26 protein-coding genes and 1 pseudogene are annotated in these 26421 nt (G+C 42.8%); 11 read left to right on the plus strand and 16 right to left on the minus strand.

Translation table 11 applies throughout. The annotated features are described in order from the left end of the window. Positions 1-225: 225 nt before the first annotated feature. From X794_RS06360 to X794_RS06380, 5 genes and pseudogenes are all read left to right on the plus strand, one after another. Entirely contained in the window at positions 226-696 is a 471-nt protein-coding gene (locus X794_RS06360) for a MarR family winged helix-turn-helix transcriptional regulator (protein ID WP_228384720.1), read from the plus strand. A 557-nt stretch (positions 697-1253) separates the two neighbouring features. Next, on the plus strand, positions 1254-2741 hold the full coding sequence (locus X794_RS06365; RefSeq protein WP_041344588.1) for a reductive dehalogenase: 1488 nt from the start codon (positions 1254-1256) through the stop codon (positions 2739-2741). Between the two features lie 27 nt (positions 2742-2768). Next, positions 2769-3038 (plus strand): hypothetical protein, encoded by a 270-nt coding sequence (locus tag X794_RS06370; protein WP_041344589.1) that lies wholly within the window; start codon positions 2769-2771, stop codon positions 3036-3038. A gap of 135 nt (positions 3039-3173) precedes the next feature. Further along, positions 3174-3744 (plus strand): annotated as a pseudogene (locus X794_RS07545) (YkgJ family cysteine cluster protein). Beyond that, positions 3741-4475, plus strand: coding sequence for a diphthine--ammonia ligase (locus tag X794_RS06380; RefSeq protein WP_041344590.1), 735 nt, complete (start codon positions 3741-3743; stop codon positions 4473-4475). The pseudogene X794_RS07545 and the gene X794_RS06380 overlap by 4 nt, the downstream one beginning before the upstream one ends. A 309-nt stretch (positions 4476-4784) precedes the next feature. On the opposite strand, the gene X794_RS06385 is transcribed toward X794_RS06380, so the two are convergent. The 4 genes from X794_RS06385 to X794_RS06400 form a co-directional block, all read right to left on the minus strand. Further along, complete coding sequence (locus X794_RS06385) at positions 4785-5066, minus strand: hypothetical protein (RefSeq protein ID WP_011309905.1); 282 nt, start codon at positions 5064-5066, stop codon at positions 4785-4787. Between the two features lie 48 nt (positions 5067-5114). Continuing rightward, the gene (locus X794_RS06390; protein ID WP_011309906.1) at positions 5115-6497 is read right to left on the minus strand and encodes a reductive dehalogenase; all 1383 of its coding nucleotides are present in this window, start codon (positions 6495-6497) and stop codon (positions 5115-5117) included. 841 nt (positions 6498-7338) lie between these two features. Beyond that, complete coding sequence (locus tag X794_RS06395) at positions 7339-7611, minus strand: hypothetical protein (protein WP_011309908.1); 273 nt, start codon at positions 7609-7611, stop codon at positions 7339-7341. An 11-nt stretch (positions 7612-7622) separates the two neighbouring features. Next, positions 7623-9086, minus strand: a complete 1464-nt coding sequence (locus X794_RS06400; RefSeq protein WP_011309909.1) for a reductive dehalogenase — start codon at positions 9084-9086, stop codon at positions 7623-7625. A gap of 251 nt (positions 9087-9337) precedes the next feature. Here X794_RS06400 and X794_RS06405 point away from each other — a divergent pair, with 251 nt between their 5' ends. Then, a complete protein-coding gene (locus X794_RS06405) occupies positions 9338-10951 on the plus strand; it encodes a sensor histidine kinase (RefSeq protein ID WP_011309910.1) in 1614 nt (537 codons plus the stop codon). 11 nt (positions 10952-10962) lie between these two features. Continuing rightward, positions 10963-11643 (plus strand): response regulator transcription factor, encoded by a 681-nt coding sequence (locus X794_RS06410; RefSeq protein ID WP_041219051.1) that lies wholly within the window; start codon positions 10963-10965, stop codon positions 11641-11643. A gap of 387 nt (positions 11644-12030) precedes the next feature. On the opposite strand, the gene X794_RS06415 is transcribed toward X794_RS06410, so the two are convergent. After that, positions 12031-12318: a hypothetical protein gene (locus X794_RS06415; RefSeq protein ID WP_011309912.1), complete on the minus strand. Its 288-nt coding sequence runs from the start codon at positions 12316-12318 to the stop codon at positions 12031-12033. Between the two features lie 20 nt (positions 12319-12338). After that, complete coding sequence (locus tag X794_RS06420; protein ID WP_011309913.1) at positions 12339-13856, minus strand: reductive dehalogenase; 1518 nt, start codon at positions 13854-13856, stop codon at positions 12339-12341. 252 nt (positions 13857-14108) lie between these two features. Between X794_RS06420 and X794_RS06425 the strand changes: the two genes are divergently transcribed. Both X794_RS06425 and X794_RS06430 read left to right on the plus strand, forming a co-directional pair. After that, complete coding sequence (locus tag X794_RS06425) at positions 14109-15242, plus strand: PAS domain-containing sensor histidine kinase (protein ID WP_034376065.1); 1134 nt, start codon at positions 14109-14111, stop codon at positions 15240-15242. Between the two features lie 13 nt (positions 15243-15255). Beyond that, complete coding sequence (locus X794_RS06430; RefSeq protein WP_011309915.1) at positions 15256-15972, plus strand: response regulator transcription factor; 717 nt, start codon at positions 15256-15258, stop codon at positions 15970-15972. A 279-nt stretch (positions 15973-16251) separates the two neighbouring features. On the opposite strand, the gene X794_RS06435 is transcribed toward X794_RS06430, so the two are convergent. The 4 genes from X794_RS06435 to X794_RS06450 all read right to left on the minus strand — a co-directional run bounded on the left by X794_RS06435 (position 16252) and on the right by X794_RS06450 (position 19677). Next, positions 16252-16521, minus strand: a complete 270-nt coding sequence (locus X794_RS06435; protein ID WP_011309916.1) for a hypothetical protein — start codon at positions 16519-16521, stop codon at positions 16252-16254. A gap of 20 nt (positions 16522-16541) precedes the next feature. Further along, a complete protein-coding gene (locus tag X794_RS06440) occupies positions 16542-18068 on the minus strand; it encodes a reductive dehalogenase (RefSeq protein WP_011309917.1) in 1527 nt (508 codons plus the stop codon). A gap of 97 nt (positions 18069-18165) precedes the next feature. Further along, complete coding sequence (locus tag X794_RS06445; RefSeq protein ID WP_011309918.1) at positions 18166-18807, minus strand: response regulator transcription factor; 642 nt, start codon at positions 18805-18807, stop codon at positions 18166-18168. Between the two features lie 177 nt (positions 18808-18984). Further along, positions 18985-19677, minus strand: a complete 693-nt coding sequence (locus X794_RS06450) for a winged helix-turn-helix domain-containing protein (protein WP_011309919.1) — start codon at positions 19675-19677, stop codon at positions 18985-18987. 664 nt (positions 19678-20341) lie between these two features. Between X794_RS06450 and X794_RS06455 the strand changes: the two genes are divergently transcribed. Next, positions 20342-20854 (plus strand): MarR family winged helix-turn-helix transcriptional regulator, encoded by a 513-nt coding sequence (locus tag X794_RS06455; protein ID WP_011309920.1) that lies wholly within the window; start codon positions 20342-20344, stop codon positions 20852-20854. 132 nt (positions 20855-20986) lie between these two features. Here X794_RS06455 and X794_RS06460 read toward each other — a convergent pair whose 3' ends face one another. Next, complete coding sequence (locus tag X794_RS06460) at positions 20987-21613, minus strand: adenosylcobinamide amidohydrolase (RefSeq protein WP_231097496.1); 627 nt, start codon at positions 21611-21613, stop codon at positions 20987-20989. Here X794_RS06460 and X794_RS07550 point away from each other — a divergent pair. Next, positions 21612-21740: a transposase gene (locus tag X794_RS07550; RefSeq protein ID WP_078983132.1), complete on the plus strand. Its 129-nt coding sequence runs from the start codon at positions 21612-21614 to the stop codon at positions 21738-21740. The two genes, X794_RS06460 and X794_RS07550, sit on opposite strands and share 2 nt — an antisense overlap. 269 nt (positions 21741-22009) lie before the next feature. Here the strand turns inward: X794_RS07550 and X794_RS06465 are convergent, their stop codons facing one another. The 5 genes from X794_RS06465 to X794_RS06485 form a co-directional block, all read right to left on the minus strand. Next, positions 22010-22813: a radical SAM protein gene (locus tag X794_RS06465; RefSeq protein WP_228384739.1), complete on the minus strand. Its 804-nt coding sequence runs from the start codon at positions 22811-22813 to the stop codon at positions 22010-22012. 50 nt (positions 22814-22863) lie between these two features. Then, positions 22864-23607 (minus strand): radical SAM protein, encoded by a 744-nt coding sequence (locus tag X794_RS06470; RefSeq protein WP_012984533.1) that lies wholly within the window; start codon positions 23605-23607, stop codon positions 22864-22866. A gap of 44 nt (positions 23608-23651) precedes the next feature. Further along, complete coding sequence (locus tag X794_RS06475) at positions 23652-24215, minus strand: YkgJ family cysteine cluster protein (protein ID WP_227028526.1); 564 nt, start codon at positions 24213-24215, stop codon at positions 23652-23654. A 126-nt stretch (positions 24216-24341) separates the two neighbouring features. Then, a complete protein-coding gene (locus tag X794_RS06480) occupies positions 24342-24614 on the minus strand; it encodes a hypothetical protein (RefSeq protein WP_011309925.1) in 273 nt (90 codons plus the stop codon). A gap of 17 nt (positions 24615-24631) precedes the next feature. Next, the gene (locus X794_RS06485; protein WP_011309926.1) at positions 24632-26173 is read right to left on the minus strand and encodes a reductive dehalogenase; all 1542 of its coding nucleotides are present in this window, start codon (positions 26171-26173) and stop codon (positions 24632-24634) included. Positions 26174-26421 lie beyond the last annotated feature (248 nt).

Genomic DNA, 26421 nt, shown 5'->3' on the forward strand with positions numbered 1-26421 from the left:
ATTGTCTCTTCGTTAAATCGAAACTTTTTCCCTCTGTAACACAATAAATCTCGTGAAGCCAAGACTTGTTAAAATTTAAATTATGATGCAAAATACTATTATCTCTTCAGTCTAGATGTTTGGTTGAAAAAGACTAGAAATTTGATTACACTGCTAAATAATTGAGCAATTAAATTCCAGCAGTTTTTAACATCTCACCTCAAATAAATGTTTCTGGAGTTACTGGTGAAAGATTATGATATTTTTGATAGTGATTCATACAACCTTCTGACAGCACTGGTCAGAACAGAACGTATAGCTAACAGATATGCCGAAAAAAGTACGATTCGATCTCCCCAAATACCGCATGACCAACAATATATATGCGATATTCTGGGTATTTTTAAAACAAGTACCCGATCAGATTTTGTACGATTTTTAATCCGTGAACCAAGCTCTGTGGCTCAAATATTGGGACGCATGGAGGAAAAGGGATATATCCGCAAGGAAACACTCCCGGGTACACGAAAACTGGTTTTCTCTCTTATCGAACCTGAAAAACTGTTTAATATTGGTGAAACTGACCGAGTATGCAACAATATTTTTTCAGGCCTTACTCAAAGTGAACAGGACCAATTGAAGAACTTACTGGATAAATTATTTATTTCTGTCAAAGATAGACTTGAAACCGAACATTATTCCTCACCCTTCTCTTAAAAACTCCACTTTATGAGGTTATCCAAAGCCAGAGCAAAAACTGATTTCCCAGCACTCCGTAGATTATGCAATTTTATGCCAGGGCGGAAGCTATGGCATATTTTATATCCCTTCAAGGCTTTACCAGTTTTCATTTTAACTTTTGTCACCCAAGCCAATTGATAAATCCAAACTATTAATTGGCGATACTTTGTTGCAAAATACTAAGCTGCCTAAGTCCTGCTGAGCGATATCCTAAATTAATTTCAATAAAGTGAAGTGTGTAATTTGACTGATTGAAGAGGGGACAGGCAAATCAGTAACTAACAACAAATCTACTCCTCTTTATGATCCTCCTTAGACCAGTTTCTTGAATTCCGGCCCAGATTATTTGGGTACTTTCTGTTTTGCCAAAACTAGATGGTTCTTTGATTTAATACCTGTTAAAACCGACCTATTGACAATAGTTGAATAGAATTATAGTATGTATACATATCTGTATATATAGGAGGAGTATGAACAGATAAAACCTAATTCAATTTGAACTTTACAGTGCAAGAATTCAAGAGGAGGAAGGCATGTCTCAATTTCACAGCATAGTTAGCCGACGGGATTTTATGAAGGGGCTGGGATTAGTCGGTGCCGGCGTTGGAGCAGCAGGTGCTGCAAATCCTGTTTTCCATGACATAGATGAAATAGCTTCATCATCCTCGTCACTCCAACACAACCCCTGGTGGGTAAAAGATGTTGACCAGCCCACCACACCCATAGACTGGGATGTTTTAAAGCCTGGCAGAGTAGCATATGTCGGTACCGGTATGTTTGGCGGCATGGGCCCTGATGTATTGAAATACTCTCGCGCCGAAACTCAGAAACTAATGATAAATTACCTGAAAAGTGAAGACCCCAATTGGCAACCAGGTGCTAATCTACTTGGAGTGAAGTCTGCCTCCACAGACCCGGAATATCCGGATTTTGCCGGAGATATTAAGGATAATGCTCTGGCAACCGGTTCTGCCTTACTCACCGCAGGCGTATTTCCAATGGAAGTAATAATGGCAACCGGAGGTAAGTATTTTTCCTTGACTGATCATCCCGAAGGTTGGCGAGAAGTTCCTTATATAACGCAGCGCGGCGGTACCAAGTGGCAGGGCTCACCGGAAGAAGCTTTGAAAGTAGTCCGGGCAGCTGCCCGTTTTTATGGCTTTGATGATGTTCAGGCCATACCGGTAGATGAAAAATTCCTTAAGGTTATGTGGGGCACCAAGCAAATGATAATTTCAAATGCCCCTACAACCTTTGAATTTGGTGATGTGGATGATTTTGTATGCACACCGGCAGTAAATCCCACCAATATCACCATACCTAATAAGTGCAAATGGTATCTGAACTTCACTTGCAGGCAACCCGGTGAAGTTACTCGCCACGCTCAATCAACTACTCAGAACGCTGCACAAACTTATTCGTATGCCAACTGGATCAAAACATTCAAACATGTTCAGGACTTCCTTTGGGGATTGGGCTATATCTCTTTGGACAATATCCATGGCCGTTTCATTCCCACCGGTTTTACCGGCACAATGTGCGGTGCCGGTGAGTTGTCCAGATGGAGCGGTATCTTGACTCCCAAGTTTGGCAATATGACCCGCGTTGTACACGGTGTCCTAACCGATTTACCCCTTGCGGAAACCAGTCCAGTTAACTTTGGTGCCCGCAAATTCTGCGAAACCTGTGGTATCTGTGCGAATTCATGTCCCCAAGGCGCCATTCAGCAAGGTGAAGCAACCTGGGATGCACGCTATGCCTGGGAGAACTCGGGCTATCTTGGTTGGCGTAATGACATGACCCTGTGTAACCATTGCCCGGTCTGCCAAGGCGTTTGCCCTTTTAATGCCTTTGATAAATCCGGTATTCACGAAATCATCAAGAGTACTATCTCAGCCACTTCCCTCTTCAACGGCTTTTTTACCAGCATGGACAAGAGCTTTGATTATGGCAGGAAACCTGCTGCGGAATGGTGGGATGATCCTAACCAGCCGGTTTGGGGCATGGATACCACAGTCTAATAATAGAACTCTAAAAGGAGAGACAAAATGAATTATCTGATAGGGCTGCTGATAGGAATAGTTATAGCCTTAATAGCATACACGCTTAACCGCAAAGTCAGTTTCAAGTGGTATGACTGGGTTTTGGGTGTGGCCATACTTGGTTTACTGAGTGTGGGTACCCAGCACCTGCTTTCCTCGCTGGCAGGCTTTGAAACCAGCGCTGCCTGGTTTGGGTTTGCAATTTTTGGAGGTTTGGCAGTAGTGCTGGCACTGATAGAGTGGAGACTGCTTTCCGCCAGGAATAAAGCAGCCTAGAAGTTAAGTTAAGAGCGGGCGGGAGGGCAGCTTCTTTGCATATGCCTTCCTGCCCGTCTGAACCCGTAAGGGGAGGAAGACCGATGAAATGCCTTCATCAAATATCCGCAGTTACAAATCAGGGGATATCAGCCGGTGATTAACACAGAGGGAACACCGGTCTATACCGAGCAGGAGAAAGCCTACTGGAAATCCCTTGCCCGCGAGTACGAAGCCCATCTGGCTGACATGGCAAAGAAACATCCCACCGCCGCCATGCTGGGGGTTAAAACCTGTGTGCGCTGCGGCCAGTGTTGTTACACATATGTTTGCATACCCCGGCCGGAGGAACTGCCTGCCGTAGCGGATTATCTGCATATATCCGTAAGTGAGCTGATTTCAAAATACATGGTAGCCGATACTGAAGATTGCCGGACCTTCTTCCTGCGCTGGGCAAAACACGGGGAAGAAGACATTACCGGGGGGGCGGATTCCGCCCATACGCACCTATGATCACGGGTACTGCATATTCTTTGATGAAAAAGCAGGCAGCTGCCTTATCCACCCGGTACGCCCCCAGGAGGCAAGGTACGTCAAGTGCTGGAAGACCGGTAACGGGCGTGACCGCACTAAGTGGGGCATGAGCGGCTGGACTAAAGATGATATTTACCGGTTTATACCTGATTTTGATACCCATTTGCCACAAGGCATAGGAGCAGATAAATGACAGAAGTAATAGTCTCCTGGAGCGGGGGCAAAGACTGCACTCTGGCCTGTTATAAAGCTATCAAGAGTGGTCTTAAGGTCAGATATCTGGCCAGTATCATCACCCGAAGCACCGGCAAACTCTGGCCGCACCTGCTTACACCGGAAGTGCTCAGGATGCAGGCTGAGGCTATAGGCATACCCCTTCTGGAGTGGCCTTCAGCCACGGAAGGGTACGATGACAACTACCGCCGAATGCTCGGTCAACTTAAAACAGAGGGAATAGAGGGGGTAGTCTTCGGGGACGTCAATATAGGCAACAGTTTTGCCGTAAAGCACCTTAACTGGATAAAGAGCGTCTGCGAGCCTACCGGTATGGACTACCACCTGCCGCTCTGGCAGGACAACCGGGCCACCCTGCTCTCCGAGCTTATAGACTTGGGGTTTGAAGTAAGGATTTTAGCGGCAGACAGCACCGAACTGGGTGAAAGCTGGCTGGGACGGAAACTGGATAAGGACATGCTCACAGAGCTTAAGATACGCCACAGCCTGTCTCCGAACGGGAATGTGGGGTATTACCATACCTTTGTCACCGACGGGCCTCTATTTAAATCACGGCTGGTCATAGAGGAATGGGACAGGGTATTTGATGAGCAGGCCCAATTCGGGGGTATGGGTGTCTGGTATATGGATATCAAACGCTGCCGTCTGGAAAGCAAGGCCAAACCTCAATTTATATTTTGCCCCAATTAATCTATAGAATCTGTGGTTACAGATAAAAATTACTGCACAAGGGAACCGCCTATGGGAGGGCAATACAATGTCTGTTCTTATTGATAATTATCTAAATAATAAACTCTCAGTTTCCGCGTTTCAGGCAGAGACCAACCCTCCCCCGTCTGACCTCACAGCTAGCTTGGTTATCGTCCTCCGGCGCCGGAGACAATAATAACAACGGTAACTACTTAAAAAGTGGTATCACGGATGAGGGCAGGTCACTCATTAATTGTATTAATAAAAAGGGGGAGTAATTACTCCCCCTTTGCAGAGTTGATTATTGGTTTAGGCCGAGTTACGACGCCGCACAAGTTGTACAACTATTCCCAGGATAACTATTGCTGAGAAGCCCACAATAAGAGATGAGCGCATGACCGCTCCATATTCTGATTCCTGAGCGAAAGGATATATTAAAAAAATAATACCAATACCTACAACCAATGTAAAAAGGGATATCCATAAATAATCTGTCCATTTTAAGTGGATATTCTTTTCTTTTTTAACATTCCATAATATCATCCCAACAATACCTAAAATCAAACCGCATAAAAATACTACTAACGACATTGCTTTAAGCCTTTCTCTCTGAGATTACAAAGTATACGCTCACTTGATTTATCTCCATGGAGCATAATCCGCAGCACTATGACCTTCGGGGAATCTGTTATAAAAGAAATCATCTACTTTGACTAAAAATGAGGCCAAAGCGGGATTTTGCCCTATCATACGTCCAATTTCATGCATCAGAGTATCTGGTTTTGACCAAGGACATACACTTTGGCATTTGGCACAGCCATAGGCTAATCTTCGTGCCAAACATTTTTTCTCATCTTGCAGCCAACGGATAGATTTTACGGTAGTTATTACTTCGCTAGGTTCATCATCCATTGAAATAGCTTGAGAAGGACAATTTTCAGCGCACTTTTTACAGACTTTACAAAACTCTTGAAGTCCAAAATCTATAGGCATATCTGGTACTAATGGCATGTTGGTGAACACCTCAAGCAGTCTGAGTTGAGCGCCCCAAGGTGATACCAACAAACCACTTCGCCCGAGTTCACCGAGACCGGCTTTAACGGCAAAGGGAGCTTCAATTATATCCGTGTCACTGAAGGGATTTGCCTTTGCATCATATCCTAATGCTCTTATTATTGATTCAAGGTAATGTGGGAGAAAATCACAGATAGAACATGAGACTCTAGCACTAGCTTCAACGAGAGGGCCTTCTAAGGCACTCAGAGTGTCCGTATCACATTTATCTGCCAAGACGATGCAGTATTTATATGGATAAGGCCACGGTATTTCTCGGCCTTCATCTTCTTCATAATTTGCAACAGGCCCTGAATAATTTCCGTGTTTTCTGCCAATACTATAAAAGAATGGTTTCATGTCTTCAGTCACTTCACAGATTCCGACTTGCTCGGCACCAAGCCAACGAGCCATTTTTTTTATCTTGGCAGTAGCTTCCGCTGGTGACATTTCCACTTTTGTTGCACTTATGGGGGCAGGTTCAAATTTCCCCGGAGCAAGATTTATATGCCATCTATCCATTGCAACTTGTAAGGTAGAGCTCCAAGTATAATCTAATCTTTCTATGTCGGATATCTCTGCTAAGTGTTTATTCTTTTCTTTCACTGCAGCAAGTAAAACTGGTCCCCAATCACCCGGTTCACCAGACCAGTCTCCTGTGGAAGACCTGCGTACAATTTGTGCGAATCCATGTTCCCTGGCGTCCATTCTTTCACCAGATGAAACAATTTGAGTGGTTCCTATGTAACCAGGTCTATGTTCTATCTTTTTGTAAAAATTCTCCGGAAGCTCCCTTTTGATAGATGCATTACCAAGCGGGTCCATTGCTTTTATACCCGGTTTTACAAATTCGTCGGCGATTATACCAGTGGTATTTACTGCAACAACAGCCGTTGCTGCCACAGAAGCAAGCCCGGTTTTTTTAATGAAATCTCTACGGTTTAAATCCCATTTTTGGGGGTCTACCATATTTTTTAACCTTCCTGTCTTATTATTTCCCTTCGACAGAATGACCTAGGGTGTCATTCTGTTTTGTGTGTAAATGACATTCTCAATATCGTTTACACTTAATTACACAACGAAAACACTCTATGCTTTTAATTCAGCGTTGCATCAATCGCCCGTCAATTCCAATAGTTAAATCACCCGCCTGTTTTACCCACCAAATACATTCTCTATCGGTTTGGGATGCTGATTTGATATCATCCAAGTCATTGAACACAGAAAAAGTTACGGCAACAGCACCCGACCCCAATTAATCCCAGAACCTTCATATGGTCCCGATGGGTTACAGTAGGATATTATTCCCTCCTTTCATTTGGACAACCAAACAGTCTTGATTTTAATGACCATTCCCCTTTATGGGCAGAATTTCACTTTCACTATAATGCCCTTGTATGTGAATAATCAGTTAATTGTTGTTAAATTAATTAACACTTCGATACAATTTGCGAAAAATAATGATTTAAAAAATAGATGGTATTCATACGTTTGAGATACGATGATTCAACTAAGGATAAAGGTGTAATTGACCATCCGGATAGAATTTATTCAACACAAATTTAATACAAATCCAGAGAACTATTAAATGTGAAATTGTCAGAGATATAGGTAATCTGCCAACAGATTTATTGTAAGTCACACACCAGAAATATGGCTTGCCTTTAATAGGGTCGGCCATTTGAGCGTAATAATCAGAACGAGGAGTTTGCTTATTGGATAAAACCTGGTCTTCCAAACCAAGCAAATCGCCGAAATGATAAAGCGGGGGAATTAACTCCCCCGCTTCAGCGCATCAAGAAAACTTAGCTTAGGCTTTCTTTACCCTTCTAGCAGCCAACTGCCAGCTAAGTGCCAGCAATACCACAGCCGGCAAACCGGTAACTAACAGGAACATGTAAGCAGCTTTACTCTCTACTTCCGCCAAACTACCAAAGAAGTTCTGGACAGTAAATAACAGCAAAACAAGACCTGCAAAACCAATCAGCCATTCATACCAAGTACCAGATATATTTTTATTTCGCATCCATTGTATTAAACTCAGTACGATGGCGCCAATAATGATACCTATTATAAACCACATATATTAACCTCCTACTTTTTGTACCCGCCATTATTTGCATAGATAGTAGAATCAAACCCATATTGAGGAAGAGATAAACCCCACCAGTCATTCGGATCCTTGAGTCCATAACCAAAAGCACTATCTGCTTTCCAAAGGAAGCTGTTAAGGAGACCGGTAGTGCTTACTGTTGCCTTTACTACATGATGTATTGATGCTACATCATTAACGTTAAATGTACATACTGCCATACAGATACCGCAGCCTGCAAAACCCTGCACATTTGAATAGTAATTGCAATTAAGGTCATTCTTGAAGAATGCCTTGTGTCCAGGGCTTTGATAAGGCGCACAATCCCATTTTGGTTCTGCTTCAAGCATAATAGACTCAGACGGGCAAGTCTCAGCACATTTGCGGCAAGAATGGCAAAAACGGAATAGACCCGCGTCTATCGGTTTATCAGGTGCTAAAGGCAGATCAGTAATTATCATATAGGGTCCGCCTGCAGTACTGCCTTCTTCCGGAGTTATAAATTGATTTATCCGATTCGCTTCACCAATACCGGATAGAATCAACGCGGCTGGAGCAGGGCAAATACCATTGGGATTACCCTTTGGAGCACCCAAAGCTTGGTACCCCAAACTTGCCAAAAACTTCTGAGTACCTGTTTGAATATTCCCCTGTATTCTATACCTGCTCATATTGGCAGCATCCCTTATGGCTGTGGGTGCACAACGCCAAGCTTCTTTAGCCATAGGTACGGTGTACGAAATTACATATTTACAATTATTCGCAATAACATATTTACTGTCTGTCTCGTATGATTTTTCAACATCCTCAAATACATACGGTTTGCAAGATGAGCCGTACGTACCATAAGGCAATCCCCATAGGGTTCCCCTATCCCAAGCATAGATCAACTTTTTCGTAGTGCTTTCTTCTAACTGCCAAACACTTACTTGCCCTGCACCAAAAAACCTCATTGCAGCCCGCATCATTCGGGTATTTTCTTCAGGAGTGCCCTGGTACTTGGGAAGTCCTTGTTCTTCGGGAGTTATCACTTTGAGAGGCAGATAGTTAATAAAAGATAAAAGATCAAAGTTTGATGTCAATCCTATAGCGCCTGTAGAAAGTGCCTGATCTTTCAGACTATAACCGGGTGTACCATCTTGCATGCGTTGTAGTTTTTTTGCGGTTCCTTCTATGGAAGCTCTTGCCATAGCTCCTTCCCCAAGGTATTTATCCATATTATGGGGGAAATGCAGGTTAGTGCGCTGATCCCAGCGTTGCAGCATCTGCCAATCAATTTCAATAGTAGGCTTATCAACCTGTTTTACCCACCAGGGGCGTTTCCAATCTGCTTGAGAAGCGGCCTTTACATCATCTAAGTCATTAAATACGGGGGTAGTCGCAGCAGCCACACCCAGCCCTGCCCCAGTTAGTCCAAGGGCTTTCATAAAATCCCGACGAGTTACAGTAGAATGCAATTTACTCATAGAATTCCTCCTTTTTACTTTAGTCTCTCACGTGCAGTTGTTCTAGTCGTTACCTCCTCCGACTAACGATAGTTATTGCCGCAGTAAACCAATAATAATCCTCATGCGTATTATCAATCAGTTAATTACTGTTAACTTCTTTAACCGATGTGTAATTACACAGAATAAATTGCTAGTGACATTTATTAGCTTGTAAGTCTATAATTCAATAAACAAGTAGGTATATTGCGTAATTTTTGGTGTAATTTATTATGACTGGCATTTCTAATTCTTTTTTCCGACTAATATTAGATAATTCGACTACTGCCGTTTGCCTGTTAAATGAGCAGGGCAAACTCGTATATTCAAATAAAGCCCTTTCAGACCTCACCGGATATAACCTGACAGAACTAGCGAATATGAATGTAAATCAAATATGCACCACGTTACCTATACCTCAATGGCATAGCCATTGGGACAAACTAAAAATATACGGAACGGCAATCCGAATATCAGTATTCCTATCAAAAAGAGGAATACGCATACCAGTTGAAATAACTGACACTTATTTAAAATACCTTGATATTGAATGCATCTGCTTGTTTATAAGGAATATCAATCTCATACAGAAGAATTCTAGTACAATCACAGCACACCAAAATCATTTAACATGTAATTGCAGATACGGCGAGACTCTATCAGAAAAACCCGAAATATTGCCGAAAATGGCACATACACAGACCAAAAATACATTTTCGCTTAAAGATGATAAACGCATTTTCAACGTAATCTTTAACAATGCCAGTGATGCCATCATACTTTGGGAAGCATACCGCAACAAAAGAGACTCTGTGGTTCTAGAAGTAAACGATAAAGCTTGCCAACGTTTTGAATATACCAGAGAGGAGATGATTGGCAAGCCTATTCCGTTTTTCCAGCCTCATTCTGACGCCAGTGAATCCATGCTGTCACGAGCAATGGACGCTGATTTAGGCGGAGAAGGTGCTACTTATGAATTACAACACAAATCTAAATCCGGTAAAATTTTGCAACATGAAGTAAATGCACATCAGTTTGAGATAAATGGCAAGATGGTTTTTTTATCCATAATCAGGGACATTTCTTTGCGGAAAGAATTTGAAACCAAACTGCAAGATATGTATGAGAAGGAAAAAGCACTCAATCTCCAACTTGAAAATGAATTCAAGAAACGGACAGAATTCACACGAATATTAATACATGAATTAAAAACTCCGCTTACTCCAATTGTAGCCGCCAGTGACATGCTATTAAAAATATTGCCTTCTGATGATACCCACGCACTAGCTTATCAAATCAACAAGGGCGCAGAAGAACTTGAAAATCGCATGAACGATTTATTTGATTTAGTCCGGGGAGAATTAGGGATTCTCACATTAAATACTGAAAAAGTGGATTGCGGAAAACTATTATCCAATATTGTTGAGTACGTACAACCGCAAGTACAAAGTAAAAATCAATCTCTTGAATTTGTTGTGCAACACAATTTGCCTGCGATTGAAGCAGACCCTCTTCGCCTCAAACAGATTATTATGAATGTTTTAGGTAATTCCCTGAAATTCACACCCCGGAATGGCACCATTAAATTGAACGCATTCAGTGAAGAGAATTCGCTAATTATCCGTATAGAGGATACCGGTTTAGGGATATCGAAAGACAAACAGAAACGATTGTTGATGGCATATAATGATAAACTAACAGCTATAGAAAGTTCCGGAGGGCTTGGACTCGGATTAGCCCTTTCAAAAACATTTGTAGACCTCCACCATGGACAGATTAAAATAAGTAGCCAAGAAGGCTACGGCACAATTTGTGATATTATCTTACCACTAAATAGAAACTTTTAGGCTGAGTGTATATGAAAATTCTAATCATTGAAGATGATGCCCAAACAATTGAGATTGTGCGGTTAGCATTTAAACTTGGATGGCCTGACTTGCACCTTATAGAAGCTGACTTCGGTGAATATGGGCTCGAAATGATTGAAACCGAAAAACCGGATGTAGTTATTCTTGACATTGGCTTGCCTGACATAAATGGTTATGAAGTACTAAGGAGAATTAGATTATTCTCTGAAACCCCTGTGATTGTTCTTACTGTTAGAAGTGACGAGGTTGATATTGTCAAAGCGCTCTCTCTTGGAGCCGATGACTATTTGGTCAAACCATTCCGCCAAATGGAACTGCTAGCCCGTGTCAAGGCAATCAGCCGACGGTTGCGCCCCCCAGAAGTTAACTTAGAAATTGAATGCGGTCCATTCCGCTTTGGGCGGTCAATTACTCAGCTCTACAAAAAAGAGGAAATTATCAGATTAACAAACATAGAAGGGCAAATTCTATACCACCTAATGCGTTCTAACGGACGATGTGTCAGCAATGAGATATTAGCTCAGAAAGTTTGGGGCGAAAAGGTCTATGAAAGAATCCGGGTAAATATCAGGCATCTGCGTGAAAAAATAGAAGATGACCCATCTCATCCAAAGTATCTCCTTAATGTTGCAGGTAAAGGATACATGTTTTCTTATCAGGATTCTCCCTAAAGTTTGCTTTTCTGGCAGGTACACAACTCCCTTGGCCTACTCTTACCAGTGATACCATTTTATTCTATCTTTACCACGACTTAGCTTAACCATAAGACTAGGGTGTTCGAACAAGAACCCCTTCAAAAGAAAGTTATGCTCATACTACTGCAATACACAATAAACTCCAGATTCCGTGTTTCAAGCCGCGCCGACCTTTCCCCGTCTCTACCAAAGCTAATAACATGGCTTGTCCTTGCTAGGGCAGGGCACTTGAACGTAAGAATTCGGACGGGGAATATAGATTATCTAAAAACTCCTTATCTCTACGTAGAATTAAAACCATGGAAACAAAAGAAGGGGGGAGCAAGCTCCCCCCTCTCTAAATACCTATGGCTATTTCCTAACCTAAGACTGTTTTGCTCTCCTAGCTATTAACTGCCAGGCAACCAGCATAAGTATCAAGGCTGGTACACCTATAATCGTAAGTCCCATCCAAGCCGCAAAATAGAAAAGCTCAGACATAGCTCCAAAGAAGTGCTGGATACCCAATAAAAGCAGCACCAGACCAACAGCCCCCATCAGCCATTCATACCAAATCGCCTTTATGCCATTGCGTCGCAACCACTTAACGAATTCGTATATGCCGATGGCTACAACTGCTCCAATTAGTGCAAAGGGAATGAAGTACTGCATAAAATTCTCTCCTCCTATTATTATTGGCGTAGGTTATTCGGATTGGTACCATAAATATGCCATGCTTCAGGATTATTCCACCATTTTTCCGGGTCCTTATCCTGTTTACCGTAGTGCAGAATACCCTCCATACTGGTGAAAAAACTGTTAAAAACAGGGGTTGTAGCCACAGTTGATTTTACTATGCTATGAATAAAGCTGCCGTCAGCTATTGTATTGAACGGACAGGCACCTTTACATGCGCTGCCGCAAGGTGAAAAAGCACAAGCGAACGAATTACAGCGCCAACCCTTAAAGCCCGGCATGTTATACATTACCTGAGTGCCTCCGGCCTGCTTGTCATTCACCCAATCTTGACCAGTATTGGAATCCCAGTTTCGGTCAACACCGCGCGGAGATATAGCACCTACGGGGCAGGTATCAGCACAAGTTCCGCAGGTCTCACAAAATTTAGCGAAACCGGCATCTATAGGTTTGGTCAACTCCAGAGGCAAGTCCGTGTAAAAGACAGCGTGGGTGCGCAGTAAACCGCCCAACTCAGGCGACCCGGTAATCTGACCCATGCGGCAATGTTCACCGACTCCGCTCCAGATATCCCAGGCGGTGGCTGCCTGAAGATCATGCCCATAAGCTACGTTGTACCCCAAGCCACGGATAAATTGTTCAACTACACTCTTTGCATATGCCACCCGAACATAAGACATTTCTTCAGTGCCATAAGCACCTGAACCTGAAAGACCTGTACGCAAAAATTCGTCACAAGACAGGTTATGGGTAGCAATCACGTACTTATGCGAAGTAGGTATACGGAAAGTAGTATCATCGCTGTATGCTTCGGAGATATTAGGGTCAAAGATAATGTGTTTGTTCCCATACTTGGCGTCTCCGCCTGTTACGCCTTTGCCGTTGTATTCCCAAACGAAGTTTTCAGACTTTTCATCCAGCATGGTGGTACCTATCATCGGGCCCAACCCTACTAAACTGAAAACTGCCCGTATCATAGCCGTATTTTCTTCCGGTGTTCCCTGCCAGACAGGCATACCAATATCCTGAGGGCGGGGGGCAGGGGCTATCGTTTTCATGCCGAATTGATTGGCATTAAGGACATACCCGGAGTTGCTGTACGCTGAAGCAGCGAAGGCATTTGATAAGGCATAAGTCCTGGTAGAAGGTCCTGTATATTCAGGCCAAATCTCCTTTGCTTTTGCAGTCACGGCAGTACCTTGGTCGTGTAAATGCTTCTGAAAGGCCTCAGGTCCGCCCGGGTAGGTGAACATCAGGGTGGGAAAGTCCCAATTGGAGTACCCACGCAAATCGCGGCGTTTCATAAGGCTCCAATCGATTTCTATCGTGGGGTCGCCATAATCTCTTTCTTTTACATACCAGCCACGATGTAAAACAGCTTTAGGTGAGCTGGCCACTTCATCTAAATCACGGAATACAGGGGTTGTGGCGCTTACTGCCCCGATTCCTGCCACACCAAGGCCCAGAGCTTTCATAAAGTCCCGCCTGTTTACTGTGCAATGAAATTTTGACATATAAACCTCCTTAACTATTTTTGATTTACCGAACATTCCCGGTCTCTCCCGAATGTCAAAGCCATGTATTCTCCTTCTTCAAGGACAGTTTAAAATGAAAGTATATAAGGGTTAGAATAACATCTTAGTTTTTCCCCGGCATCGGCCTTAATGCTTAAAATTACTAGGCAATAGGTTACGAAATAGGTATCTAAAGTAGATATCACTCATGTATAATTGAAAGATAAAATGGTAATAGAGCGAGGTGTCACCATGGAAGATACTTCAATAATGAAAGAATGCGAATTTGACCAAAGTAACGGAATATATCGCATGTTATTTGAGACTTCGGCTGATGCCATTGTCCTGATAGATGCCTTAACCGGTCAAATTGTTAACTGCAACAAGGAATATGAGCTATTAACCGGATTTAAGTTTGAAGATCTGATAAAAATGGAAATATGGGATACCCACCCTGCAAACCAGCGAAAAAAATGCACATCTATTATGCGAAAAACACTCAAGCAGGGCTATGGCAAAGTAGAATTTGACGATGTGAGAGCTAAAGGTGCGGTTATTCATTCTGAGGGAAAGGGACGAGCATTCACCTTTAACGGCAAGGCTTACATCCAGATTGTAGTAAGGAACAGTACCGAAGAGGTGCAAAGAAATCAAGAACTGGAGCTAAAAGTTAAAGAGCGCACAAGCGAACTCAGGGATACAATGCGCAAACTAAAAGTTTACAACCAGAAACTGCGTAAACTTACCAGTGAATACTTAAGAGCTCAGGAAAAAGAAAGAAAACGGATTGCAATTGAGCTGCATGACCGGGTAACTCAAGACCTGATTAATCTCTGCCATTTGGCAAATGAACTAAAAGAACAAAGCGATGAATCCATCAGAATACCCGTTGAAAATGTACTTAGCAGAGCTAAAAATGCTCTGGCCGAGACCAGAAACATTATGAGAACACTCTACCCCTCAACCCTTGCACGTTACGGGCTGATTGAGATGATGAGACAAGAATTGGGTAATTTAGAGAGCAAAGCAGGCATCAGCACACAGTTAAAGGATAACCAGCCGATTAAACTTGACCCCATTATTGAAACAACGCTCTACCGGATTTTTCACGAGGCTCTGCTAAATATAGAAAACCATAGTTGCAGCACTAAAAATATATGGGTAAATATCGGATATCAAAGCGGATTTGTAAAAATGGATATCAAAGACAATGGGGTAGGCTTTGATATAAAATCTGTTCAAACTAAAGACCCCGGCGGTCTTGAGGGTATGCGACAAAGAGCTGAACTGGTAGATGGTCATTTTGATTTGGAAAGCAATCCCGGTAAAGGTACAAAAATATCCGTGAAGATTCCAATCCATACATCAGATGAGATAATCCGATAATAGGGGTGAACTTATGCATAACCAGGATAATATAAACAATGAACCCACTACGAAATCAAATGGCCAAATAATTAAGGTCGTACTGATTGATGATCATGAGATAGTCAGGCAGGGGCTTGCCACTATGCTCCAAAAGGAACCTGATATCCGTCTTGTAGGCGATGCCCCTGACTCGGTTAGCGGTTTGGATATTATTGAAAAGACCAATCCGGATGTGGTATTGCTGGATGTTCAATTAGGTAACACAGATATTGATGGATTCACTCTGGCTAAAAAAATCAAGAATAAATATCCAGACAAGATGGTAATCATGCTCACCGGATTTGACTCCGAGCTGTATTTGACTGAGGCCGTAAGGAGCAAGGTTGACGGGTTTATACTTAAAGAGCACCCTCGGTTAATCTTAGCCTGCGCAATAAGGATGGCATATTCCGGCATAAGTATATGGGATACCAAAATTCTGTATAGAGCTCTAACCAATATTTCAAGATCCAAAGAAAATATTGAAACTACTCCGCTGGTACATGATAAATTCGGAGTAGATTTAAATGAAAAGGAAAAAATTATTCTGCATCTGCTGGCAAAGGGTTATTCTAATAAGGATATCGGGCATAAGCTAGAATATACTCCAAGTACTGTTAAAAAATATGTTTATAATTGCATGAAAAAATTGGGCGTTTCAAACAGAACCCAACTGGCTATCTTAGCTAATAATAATGGCTTAAAATGAATCTTCATTCATCTGCATTAAAGAGCCGGATACTAATAAGAATAAACTATGCAATACACCCAAGTTTTTGCGCTCAGGGAGAGACCGGCCTTATCCCGTCTCCACCAAAGTTAATAATGTGGCTTGCCTTTAATAGGACAGGCCATTTGTACGTAAATAGTTAGACGGGGAGTTCGAGGTATCTGATAAACTCTTGCCTCAGTGTCTAAGCTACATTTTTTACAAATAAATAAGCGGGGGGATTAAATCCCCCGCTTATTGAACCTGAAAGACTTTTGATTAAACTTTTTCTTTGTTTCCGGCTATCAGACGCCAGTCAACCACTCCTAAAATCACTGCAATAATGCCAAAGATACCCATGCCTACCCAAGCAGCTTTGGTATCATTTTCGGCCAGCGAGCCGTAGAAGTGCTGGACAGCCGCAAAAAGAGCAATCGTAGCGATTAGGGCAATCAGCCATTGCCACCAGGTAATCTTCTTATTTTGCTTGATGAGCCAGTAAATAGACAGGGCAAATACAGCTCCAACAGCTAAACCTATAAAATACATATTCTTATCCTTTCACTTTACTAGGCCGTGGTATCAAAACCATAGGTGGGTTGTTCTATATCCCAGAACTCCCACTGCGGTTTACGGCCATATTCCATAAACCTTTCCATGTTGGCAAAGAACCCGTTAAACAGGGGAAGATTGGTAGTAGTAACTTTGACCATATCATGGATAAAGGACTCCGATGTGGAGTTAAAGGGACAGGTACCCTGACAGGTGGGACAATGCGGACATTTTACATTGTCAGTACGCCAACCTCTAAACTGACCCTGCGCCAAACCGTTACCGGCAGCATCAGGGTTTTCCCAAGTAGAAGGCCCCTTCTGGATAATGCCAAAGGGACAGGAATCTGCACAGATACCGCAGGTCTCACAGAATTTGTATGCCCCAAAGTCTATGGGCTTGGTGGGAGCTATAGGCATATCGGTAAGGAAGGCCCAACCATTGGCCCGGTTAGTAGTGCCGTTTTTGGGGTGAATAGTCGGAGAAGACATCCGCCCATGCTCACCCAAACCGGTTATGGCTGACAGAGGATTTGAGAAACACAAACCGCTCATATTCAGACAATCGTAACCAAGGCCACGAATAAACTCCTGCATATGGCACATCATCTTTATATAGCGGGCATAAGAATACCAGACCGCAAAACCTTCTGTAATGCCGGCCTGACGGCGGGTACCTTCAAAACTCTGGCGGGCAGTAAAGGTAATAATATATTTGCATTTGTTGGGTATGGCATACTCGTCGCCTGTTTCGTAGGGTACATCTATGTCTTTGAACGCAACCTGTTTACCGCCTGCATCTCCCTGCCCGGCAAACATGCCACTGGCACCGCCTTTGGCCCTGTGGAAGAATTTAACAGTATCGCTGTCTATTTCAGCACAGCCTACATCCTGGGCACCCAGGAAACGGAAGGCATTCCGCACGGTTTTGTAGTTCTCTTCCGGCGTACCCTGCCAACGGGAAGCACCCACATCCTGCGGGCGGATTGAGAAACACTGCGGCCCCAGGAATGAACTGTAAGAACCGGTACCGCCGGCGGCGATGATAGCATTGCGAACGTTTATGCGTTTGCCGCCCTGATACATATCTCCCGGCCACATACCCATCATCATAAATTTGCAGGCATTATCCAAAGCGGTAGTGCGAACATCTCCTGAACCGCCCCAACCTTTGTCCCAGCCGGGGAATTCTTTTTCACAATAGTCATAGAGGATCAAGGCTTCTGCAGGTGTTTCCAGGTCGTACATATAGCGACCAACCACACCAGCCGCATCATAATCAGCCGGGGTAGGCTTGGCATGGGATTTAAAATTGTTGGCGTTTTGACGAGACAGCACGTTCCAATCAATTTCTACTGTCGGATTCTTAAATTCCCTCTCTTTAACATACCAAGGGTATCTATTAACATTTGAACCCAGGGATGTTAATTCATCCACGTCATGAAATACCGGTGCTGATGCGGCAACCGCGCCCAGTCCGGCTCCGGCCAGACCCAGGCCTTTCATAAAGTCACGTCGTGATAGTGTACTGTGAAGCTTTGACATACAGACTTCTCCTTATTTTACTTGTTTTTAGCTGGCTCTAGGGTATTTTCCGGTCTCTCCCGAACGTCATTTTTAAGTTCACCTCCTAACATACAAACTAACTTCTATCGAGCAGATAACCTATACCCCTTTGTTGAATAATCCGGGGAAAAGATACTTTAGACTTAAGCCGTCGCATATAATAGTGCAGTGTATCCAGCCTAATCTTATCTTCACCCCATATTGCATTTATAAGGCTTTGGTATTCTATTAAGTGCCCTTGATTTTGTTTTAAGCAAGAATCAAGCCGGTTTTCGGTAGGAGTGAGCTTATATGAGGTTTTGAGATTAAGCGTATTGCTATTACTTTCGTTATTGCTGCCATCTATCTTATGTGGTGGTAATTTACGTTTAGGTCGGAGAATAGAATTTATCCTGGCTTTTAGCTCTCTTGGATTAGGGGGTGAAGATATAAATGAATCTGCTCCAAGTTCAAGAATTTCAGCAGCTTCATTTTGGCTCCCCAGTACCAGTATTGGCATATAGGATAATTGCCTTATCAGAAGTGATAATTCGTGTTGAAGTAATTTGATATGAGTCTGATTTACTATTACTAAATCCGCATGAAATTGAGAAGCTTTTTTAAGCCCGTCAGTTTCATTTTTGGCCAGAATAATTTGATACTCAGCGGCTTTTAGCAAAGAAACAATAGCAGTTGTGTCAGTTATATCATCTATTAAAAGGATACATTCTTTTGCCATCTTCAAACTCCAACCTATTTCAAAACCATATCACGCCAAGGTATCGAAACAGGTGGAGACTATACTTTTTGTGAGTATATTTAATGAAGATTCGGTTTAATTTAGTGAACTTATGACGATATAATTTAGGTATCAATCAATAATTCACCTACTTGATCCAATGGGAAATATACCAGATTAGAATTGCCTTATCAGGCTGTAACCTAATCCTCTTTCAGTAACAATAATTTTAGGATATTCCGGGTTTACCTCTATTTTAGCTCTCAGATTATGGATATGCTTTTTCAAGAGATTCAAATCTCCGCTATATTCTGTTCCCCATACCTTTTCTAATAGCATCCTGTAGGTGAGCACCTGCCCGCTGTTTCTAGCAAGCAGGGCTAATAAGCTAAATTCAATAGGTGTCAGATGAACAGGGATACCGGATTGAGTAAGTTCCCGCCTGTTAAAATTTACTTCCAGACCATTGCTGATAGGAATGGTGCTTTCAGCTTTAAATCCCAGATTCATATTACGACGTAAAAGCGCATTGGTAACCGCTTGACACTCAATACCGTTAATTGGCTTTTCTATACATTCATCTGCCCCATCTTCCAAAAACTGGACTTTGCTACCGATTTCTCCAATCGTATTAAGGATAATAATGGGTATATCAGAGAATTCACGAATACTAATAATTATATTTTGGGTTGTTGAATCCAATAAATAGGAATCCAGAATGATAAGGTCAGGCGATAGTGTTTCAATTAACCCTGTCCCTTCGGTAATATTGTCAGATACTGTGTATTCCAGATTTTGGTAACGGATTTTGAGGCACAACACCAGGTCTTTTAATACTTGGGGATCACCGCACATTATTAATATTTTCATTGCATGCTGATTTTCCTTATCTCAGATTAATCTCCAATACGGAATAAGCAAAGCTATCAGTCCGTATGTCGGGGGGATACATAAAATTAGCATGTAGTCATTAGCTTTATTTTGTCGTCCACATGATTATCTGGTACTCCTTCCTGTTATCCCAATATTAGTTTTGAAAATGCCGGGAAGATTCAAGATTTTTAATAATTAAATTTAACATACAAAAGTGTAGAAACAGGTTAATATTGTGCTTAAAAAGGTTTATTCTACTGGAAATCTAGTTTAATATTGTGAATGTTTAACGATACATTGTCAGTTTGCTATTTTAATTTTCCCACCTCCGGTATTTATAATCAGCTATTAATAGTATATAATGAGATTATCTACTAAGACTATCTTTATATTGATAGTTTATGGCCTGCAAATACGGATGTCAATACCTTTTAAATTTGGTACGGTGAATATTAATGAGTATGCTTTCGGATTAATCTAACAAAGACCCCCCGAAGACGAAGGATTCACCTGACCCAAGATATCAGACTGGATTAGATGAAATAAAACAGTTTCAATCTCAACTTGGTCTCATATCTGGGCTAGACACGCACAAATAAGTGAGCAAAAGTTATATAAAATGTATGTTCTATGATAATATATAGCGGTTAGGAATTATCAGATGATTAAAATTCATTGGGAAGATAACATGGATAAATCCAGTCATTTAACGAAGCATCATCTGCTCTGGATAATGATAACCCAGATTGAACATATAGTAGGGCAATCATTTTCTCAAGAACTCAGGAAAATCGGTTTGACCCGGGAAAAATGGGCAGTTATCCATGAGTTAGTATATCTGGGCGGAGAATCTACTCCATACAGGCTCTCAAAGCGATTCGTATATGAACCCCATTCCATTTCGGCACTGCTTAGCCGTATGGAACGTGAAGGGTTCATATTAAAAACAAAGGATTTAGCTAAAAAAAATATGGTAAGGGTTTCTCTGACTGATAAATCAAGGGAACTCTACCCAAAGGCTATTAAGATCTGCCAAGAATTATTTAAGGACATTATGGGAGATATCCCTGAAGAAGATGGGATTGGGTTGTTAGAATCGATATCCCGGTTACGTGATTATTCAATTGTTTCTGCAGCGAAGAGAAAAAATCTAACACCCTTTAAATACGAATAACAGATATAATTGAGTATCCATTTCAATTCAAATGACCTCTGATAAATTCTGCTTGTTTATACCCTGGCTTTACCAACTGGTGTTCTATAGTGATAGCAAAACTCTGATTTTCACATTCGCTAGCCCACTCCTTTAGTACCCCCAGCAGTTCCTGATAGCCTGTTTGACGGCTCTGGTGATCGCTCTGGCCATCATCTCACCCAGTTTGGTATGCCCGCCTACATAAGTGTATTTGCCCCCTGTACCTGATACAGTAATTATTTGGTCTGTACCCGTGCCGGTTGCCTGCCAGTCAGGGTGGACTGCACTCCGTATATCCAGCTCCTGCAAGGCTACGTTCTTGGCCTCGGTCAGGGTTATATACGAAGATGCAAGGGTGGGTGTCTCAAGGCTTGAGCCGGTCAGCAGGATAACATTAATCGTGCCTATCTTCTCAAACTTGCCGTTACGCTCTATGCCGCTGGCTTCGTCACAGCCTATCCGCATGGCATTGGTCTTAACCCCGGCGGTGGCAAAGGCCAGCACCCAGAATTCCTCATAGGTTTCTTCCGCCCAGGCTATATTATCCTGGTCTACCCCGGTGGACAGGAATGAGACATTATCCAGGTCTGTATCGTATCTTTTGAGGACTTCTTCCAGTACTACCGAGTAGGCTGTTTGCCAGTCTGCCGAGTTGTCATGCATAAAGTCCCAGAGTTCGGGGGGAATATGAGTATTGAGTATATACCTGGCCTTGCCCAGCCCGGTAGCCTTCGCCATGAGGCAGGCTGAAACGGGGACGCCAGTTCTTGAGATCTGCCGTAAGATGGGCATTGCCAAACAGACTTTCTATAGTTGGAATAAGAAGTATACCGACATAGGTGTGGCTAAGGTGTGGAGATGGTAATATTATTTTTACCGAGGCCGCCATCACCTTTAAAACAGCGTACATCAATAAACACAATTACTTTTCTGACTGACCACTCTTCAGAATAAAGGCCGCTTTTGCAGTTAGAATTTGCCTTTGCCTTACCGCAGCAAGCGGCCTTTTAATTTTGCAAAACTGAAGAGGGCAATCTGTATGTAAACCAGTACCGTTTCCATCCTGTAGCTATAGCTACAGGATGGAAACGGAGAAATAAAGAACCGGAAGGATATTAATACCGCGTATTTATCCTATACTACTCCTTGAATCAGCACCTTCTCCTGTAAATCAGGCCTCCACCCATGTTTGTATCCCAAACTTCCAACTAAAGGCGTCGGCTTGCCAAAGGTTAGGCTGCCTTCTTCCGGAAAGACACTTAATACCTCTTGCTTTATTTCTTCATCACCCCGAAAGTGGTATACATTGCTCATGTATTTTTTGGCCACTTCAGCAGCATTTTCCATCTCCATAGGGGTAGGCCGCCGCCAGACATTATTGCCCGCTTTAAAATACGGCAGCAGAACATATGGTATGTCTTTGTTTATGCTGCTAAGGAATTTGGCCATGTTTTCTGTTTCGTGATAGTCAATATAGCCAGGTATATAAATGGATTCAACTACCAAGTCTATACCGCTCTTGTATACATCATAGAAATTTTGCAAAATCTGCTGGTTGGGAACATCGGTGTAATCCAGATGCAACTCCGGGCTGACAGCTTTGATACCAAAGGCTACTTTGTCCGTATCCTTCAAATCCGGTAGTTCATAACAATTCGTCAAGAGCACATTGTAAGTCCCATACCGTTTGTGGAGCATTTCGGTTATTGCCGCATACTCAGGATCCAATGAGGCTTCCTGCCCTTCCAGCAGTACCCTTTCAAAATCCAGTTTATCCAGTTCCTGCATAACCTCGTGTAGACTCAGGAATCTTTCCGGGGGAGCGGCCAGACCAGGATCATCATTTACATGCTGTCCAACAAAATCCTTGAGCATAGGGCTGTATATTCTCCTTTTGCAGTAACAGCCCCGGCAACGTATATTGCAGCCCCAAAACATCAGGGATACTTCTTTGGATTCAGGCGTATAGTAAATATGATATATGTTCGTCAAAATATCTTTACCACCTCATATTTCATTTCCTCGTCTCCTTTCCAACTATGGACTTTCCCAAGATGTTTCCGGGCTGTCTTCTCAGCAGCTTCCATTTCCTCATGGGTAGGGTGCCGCCACGGATTAAAACCAGACTTGAAATATGGAAGTATGTGATAGGGAATATCCTTATTTACCTGAGCAATAAATTCTGCAATGTTCTCAGTTTCAGCAATATCTATAAAACCTGGAATAAATACCGAAGCCACTGATGATTTTAGACCGGCCTGATTAAGACTGATAAAATTTGCCAAAACCTGTCTGTTTGATTTACCGGTATACTCTTTATGAATGCTGTCTGTTACAGCTTTGAGACCGATGGCTATTTCATCAGTATCCTTTAGTGAAGGCAGGCTATAAATATTGCTGCACAGGGTATTGTAACTACTATATCTTTTGTGAAGGGCTTGGGTAATTTGAGGATACAGCGGGTCAAGCGAGGCTTCCTGCCCTTCCAGCAAAACTTTCTTTATTTCCAGTTTATCCAGCGTTTTTATGAGATCTTCAAAGCTGATAAATTGTTCAGGGGAATCTGCAATCACGGTTGGTTCTTCAAATGGCAGATGTAAGTGTTCTGACAGCAGAAAATTGTGGGTTTCTTTTTTGCACAAACAACCAAGACAATTAAAATTACACCCCCAGAAGAACAGGGATATCTCCTTGGTTTCCGGTGTATAAGAAATATGATAAATATTCGTCATCACTTTTACCTGCATTCCTCAACTATGAAATCAAGCCCATCGTGCTAGATATAAACCATCTCAAGTTTTCCATTTTGATTCACTACATACAGGCCGCCACAATCAGGATTAAAATTCGGCAAAACGGCTCTTACTTGCTCAAGCGTCCAGTTTGCATTAAAATCTTTTTTCTTCTTTTCCCAGCATTTGGTGTCTTTGGCAGTTCTGGGACGTACATCATGTATCATGCAAGCGTGGATATCCTTATCAAAGAATATGCAGTACCCCCGGTCATAAGTACGGTGGAAAGGTAAATATTTGCCTACCATATCAGCTTGGGTTTCCCTGGCCCATAACATATAAAAACCTTTTTCACTTTCGTTTACTACGGCATACCTGCTGGCAAGCTCCAAAGGGGTCATATTCAAATAACTAGCAACCTTGTTAAATTCGTTAGGGGTAGGTACGCAGGGCTGTCTAAGGCAACAAAACCCGCACTGCTTACAGACCTTCTGACTACCAACTATGTTGCCCTTGTGTTTGTGTTCTTCTTCAGTCAGATACTTTTTCAGCTCTGACTTAAGAATGCCAATATCAATTCCTCTATCCATCCGTAGAGGTTTATTCATTGTGTACATATTCCCTCACTGATTTTATATGAAGATCTAAATCTGATTGCCATATCATTTTGTGTGTTACCCAGTGTCTCCCCTGAGGCTTTTTAACGGCTTCAGGGGAGACTGTTAAACACCCGTTTAAGTGGCTGAGCGTCTGCGCCAAGCCAAAGACCAGGCCAGTGCCAGTAGCACAACTGCGGGCAAACCCAGTACCAGCAGGAACATATTGGCCGCTTCCTGCTCATATTCGGCCACAGAACCGAAATAGTTTTGAATGGTCATAAGCACCAGGAAAAAGCCCACAATGCCCAAAAGCCATTCATACCAGGTGAGTTTGACGCCTTTGATTTTCAGCAACCAGGCCAAACCCATAATTCCAGCGCCAGCAATCAGGGCGATGAAAAACCACATATCTAATTACCTCCCGTTTATTTGCTGTAACCGCCCTTGGCGGCACCAATAGTACTATCAAAGCCATAGGCCGGTAGGGACATATCCCACCATACCTCTGGTGATTCATAAGGTCCGTAACCAAAGGTGTTACTCATACTGGAGAAGAAGCCATTGAACAAACTGGTGGTAGAGACAGTACCGCGGATAATGTTATGCATCATGGCGGCTTTGTCTTCACTGAAGGTGCAGTTGGCATAGCACACCCAGCAGCCGCTGGTACCGCCACCCTTGGAGTAGTAGTTACAACCCGCCATGTCAGGCCAGAAGCCTTTGTGACCGGGATTGCAGAATACTCTGGGTTTGCCGTCTACGTCTGGTACATCCCAAGAAGGTTCATCTGCATGAGAGATGGACTGTGACGGACAGGCATCTGCACACTTCTTGCAGGAGTGGCAGAAGCGGAACAGACCGGCATCAATGGGCTTAGTAGGTACTAAGGGGAAATCGGTCAGCATGGTAAAGGGAATATGGTTAGGACCGGTTTCAGGAGTAAGACAATAGTTGCCCTGACGTGAATTTTCAGCTAGACCGGTTAAGATCATGGCAGCACTGAAGTTGGATTCGGAAGTCTGGTGACCGCCGTCTCCGAAAGCTCTCCAACCACCCAGAGCCCGCACAAAGTTAAAGGTGCGTACCTTTAGGGCTTCATGCCCATTATCAGCGGTACTGCTGTTGGATTTACTTATAGTGGAATCAAGTGTCTTGGTAGCTTCCATACAAGCACCGGTGGCAATGGTTATCAGCCAAAGAGGTTTAGAAGGAATAACATGTTTGCCGGCACTTCTGCCGGTACTTCCTTTTCGCAGTTCGGAATAAGGCTGATCAACATTTTCATAGACATAGCGTAATTCATCAGATTCCGGCGGATCAGGATTCTGGGGGGTCCATGTCCAATTTCGTACAGCATCAGTGGTTGTTTTCACGAAAAGTTTATTCCGCCATTTGTCTTCCACTTCGGCATAACCGATAAACATGGCACCGTAATACCGCAAGGCGGCGTACAGCAACCGGGAATTTTCCTCCGGAGTACCCGACCATTTGGGCATACCCAGTTCCTCAGGGGTCTTGGCCCAGTCAGCCTCATCTACGATACCAGGATAAGCCCAGGCAGGTGATTCCGTACTGCCGCTGTATCCGGCTTTAAGAGCCTGATATTTAGTATCAAAACCAGGGGTTTGTTTGGCTATACGATCTGCATCTATCTTTTTCTGGGTAACTGCGGCCGCATCAATAGTTTCAACAGACCTGTACATGGTAGCAATACGGCGGGAATGAGCCTCATTCTTCCTGTCAAAGCGCTGCATCAAGTCCCAATCAATTTCAGAGGTAGGGTTAAAAAGCTCACGCTCCTTGACCCACCAGGGACGCTTGGCCGGTGTTACCGAAGAGGATGACATAAGCTCGTCCAAATCATGGAAGACGGGAGTAGTGGCTGCTACAGCACCAACACCTGCTCCAGCCATACCAATGGCTTTCATGAAATCACGGCGGCTTACCATTGAGTGAAACTTACTCATTTGGTTCTCCTTTTTAAATATGGTTCCAAGGTCTTTCTAAAGAGCCATTCGGTCTTTCCCGAACGCCAATTGCCAGATGATCACCTCCTCACTTCAGTTATATCTATCAGACCTTTTATTAAGGGATATGGCTGTATATGTGTGTATAATCGTTAACTAATCTCTTTGTTAAATATTTGCTTAATCAGAAACAAACCAAGGCGTAAGCTGTTTTTTGATTTTCCGCATGACTGAAAAATAAGCAAGGG

Source organism: Dehalococcoides mccartyi CG5, assembly GCF_000830885.1.
Taxonomy (GTDB): domain Bacteria; phylum Chloroflexota; class Dehalococcoidia; order Dehalococcoidales; family Dehalococcoidaceae; genus Dehalococcoides; species Dehalococcoides mccartyi_B.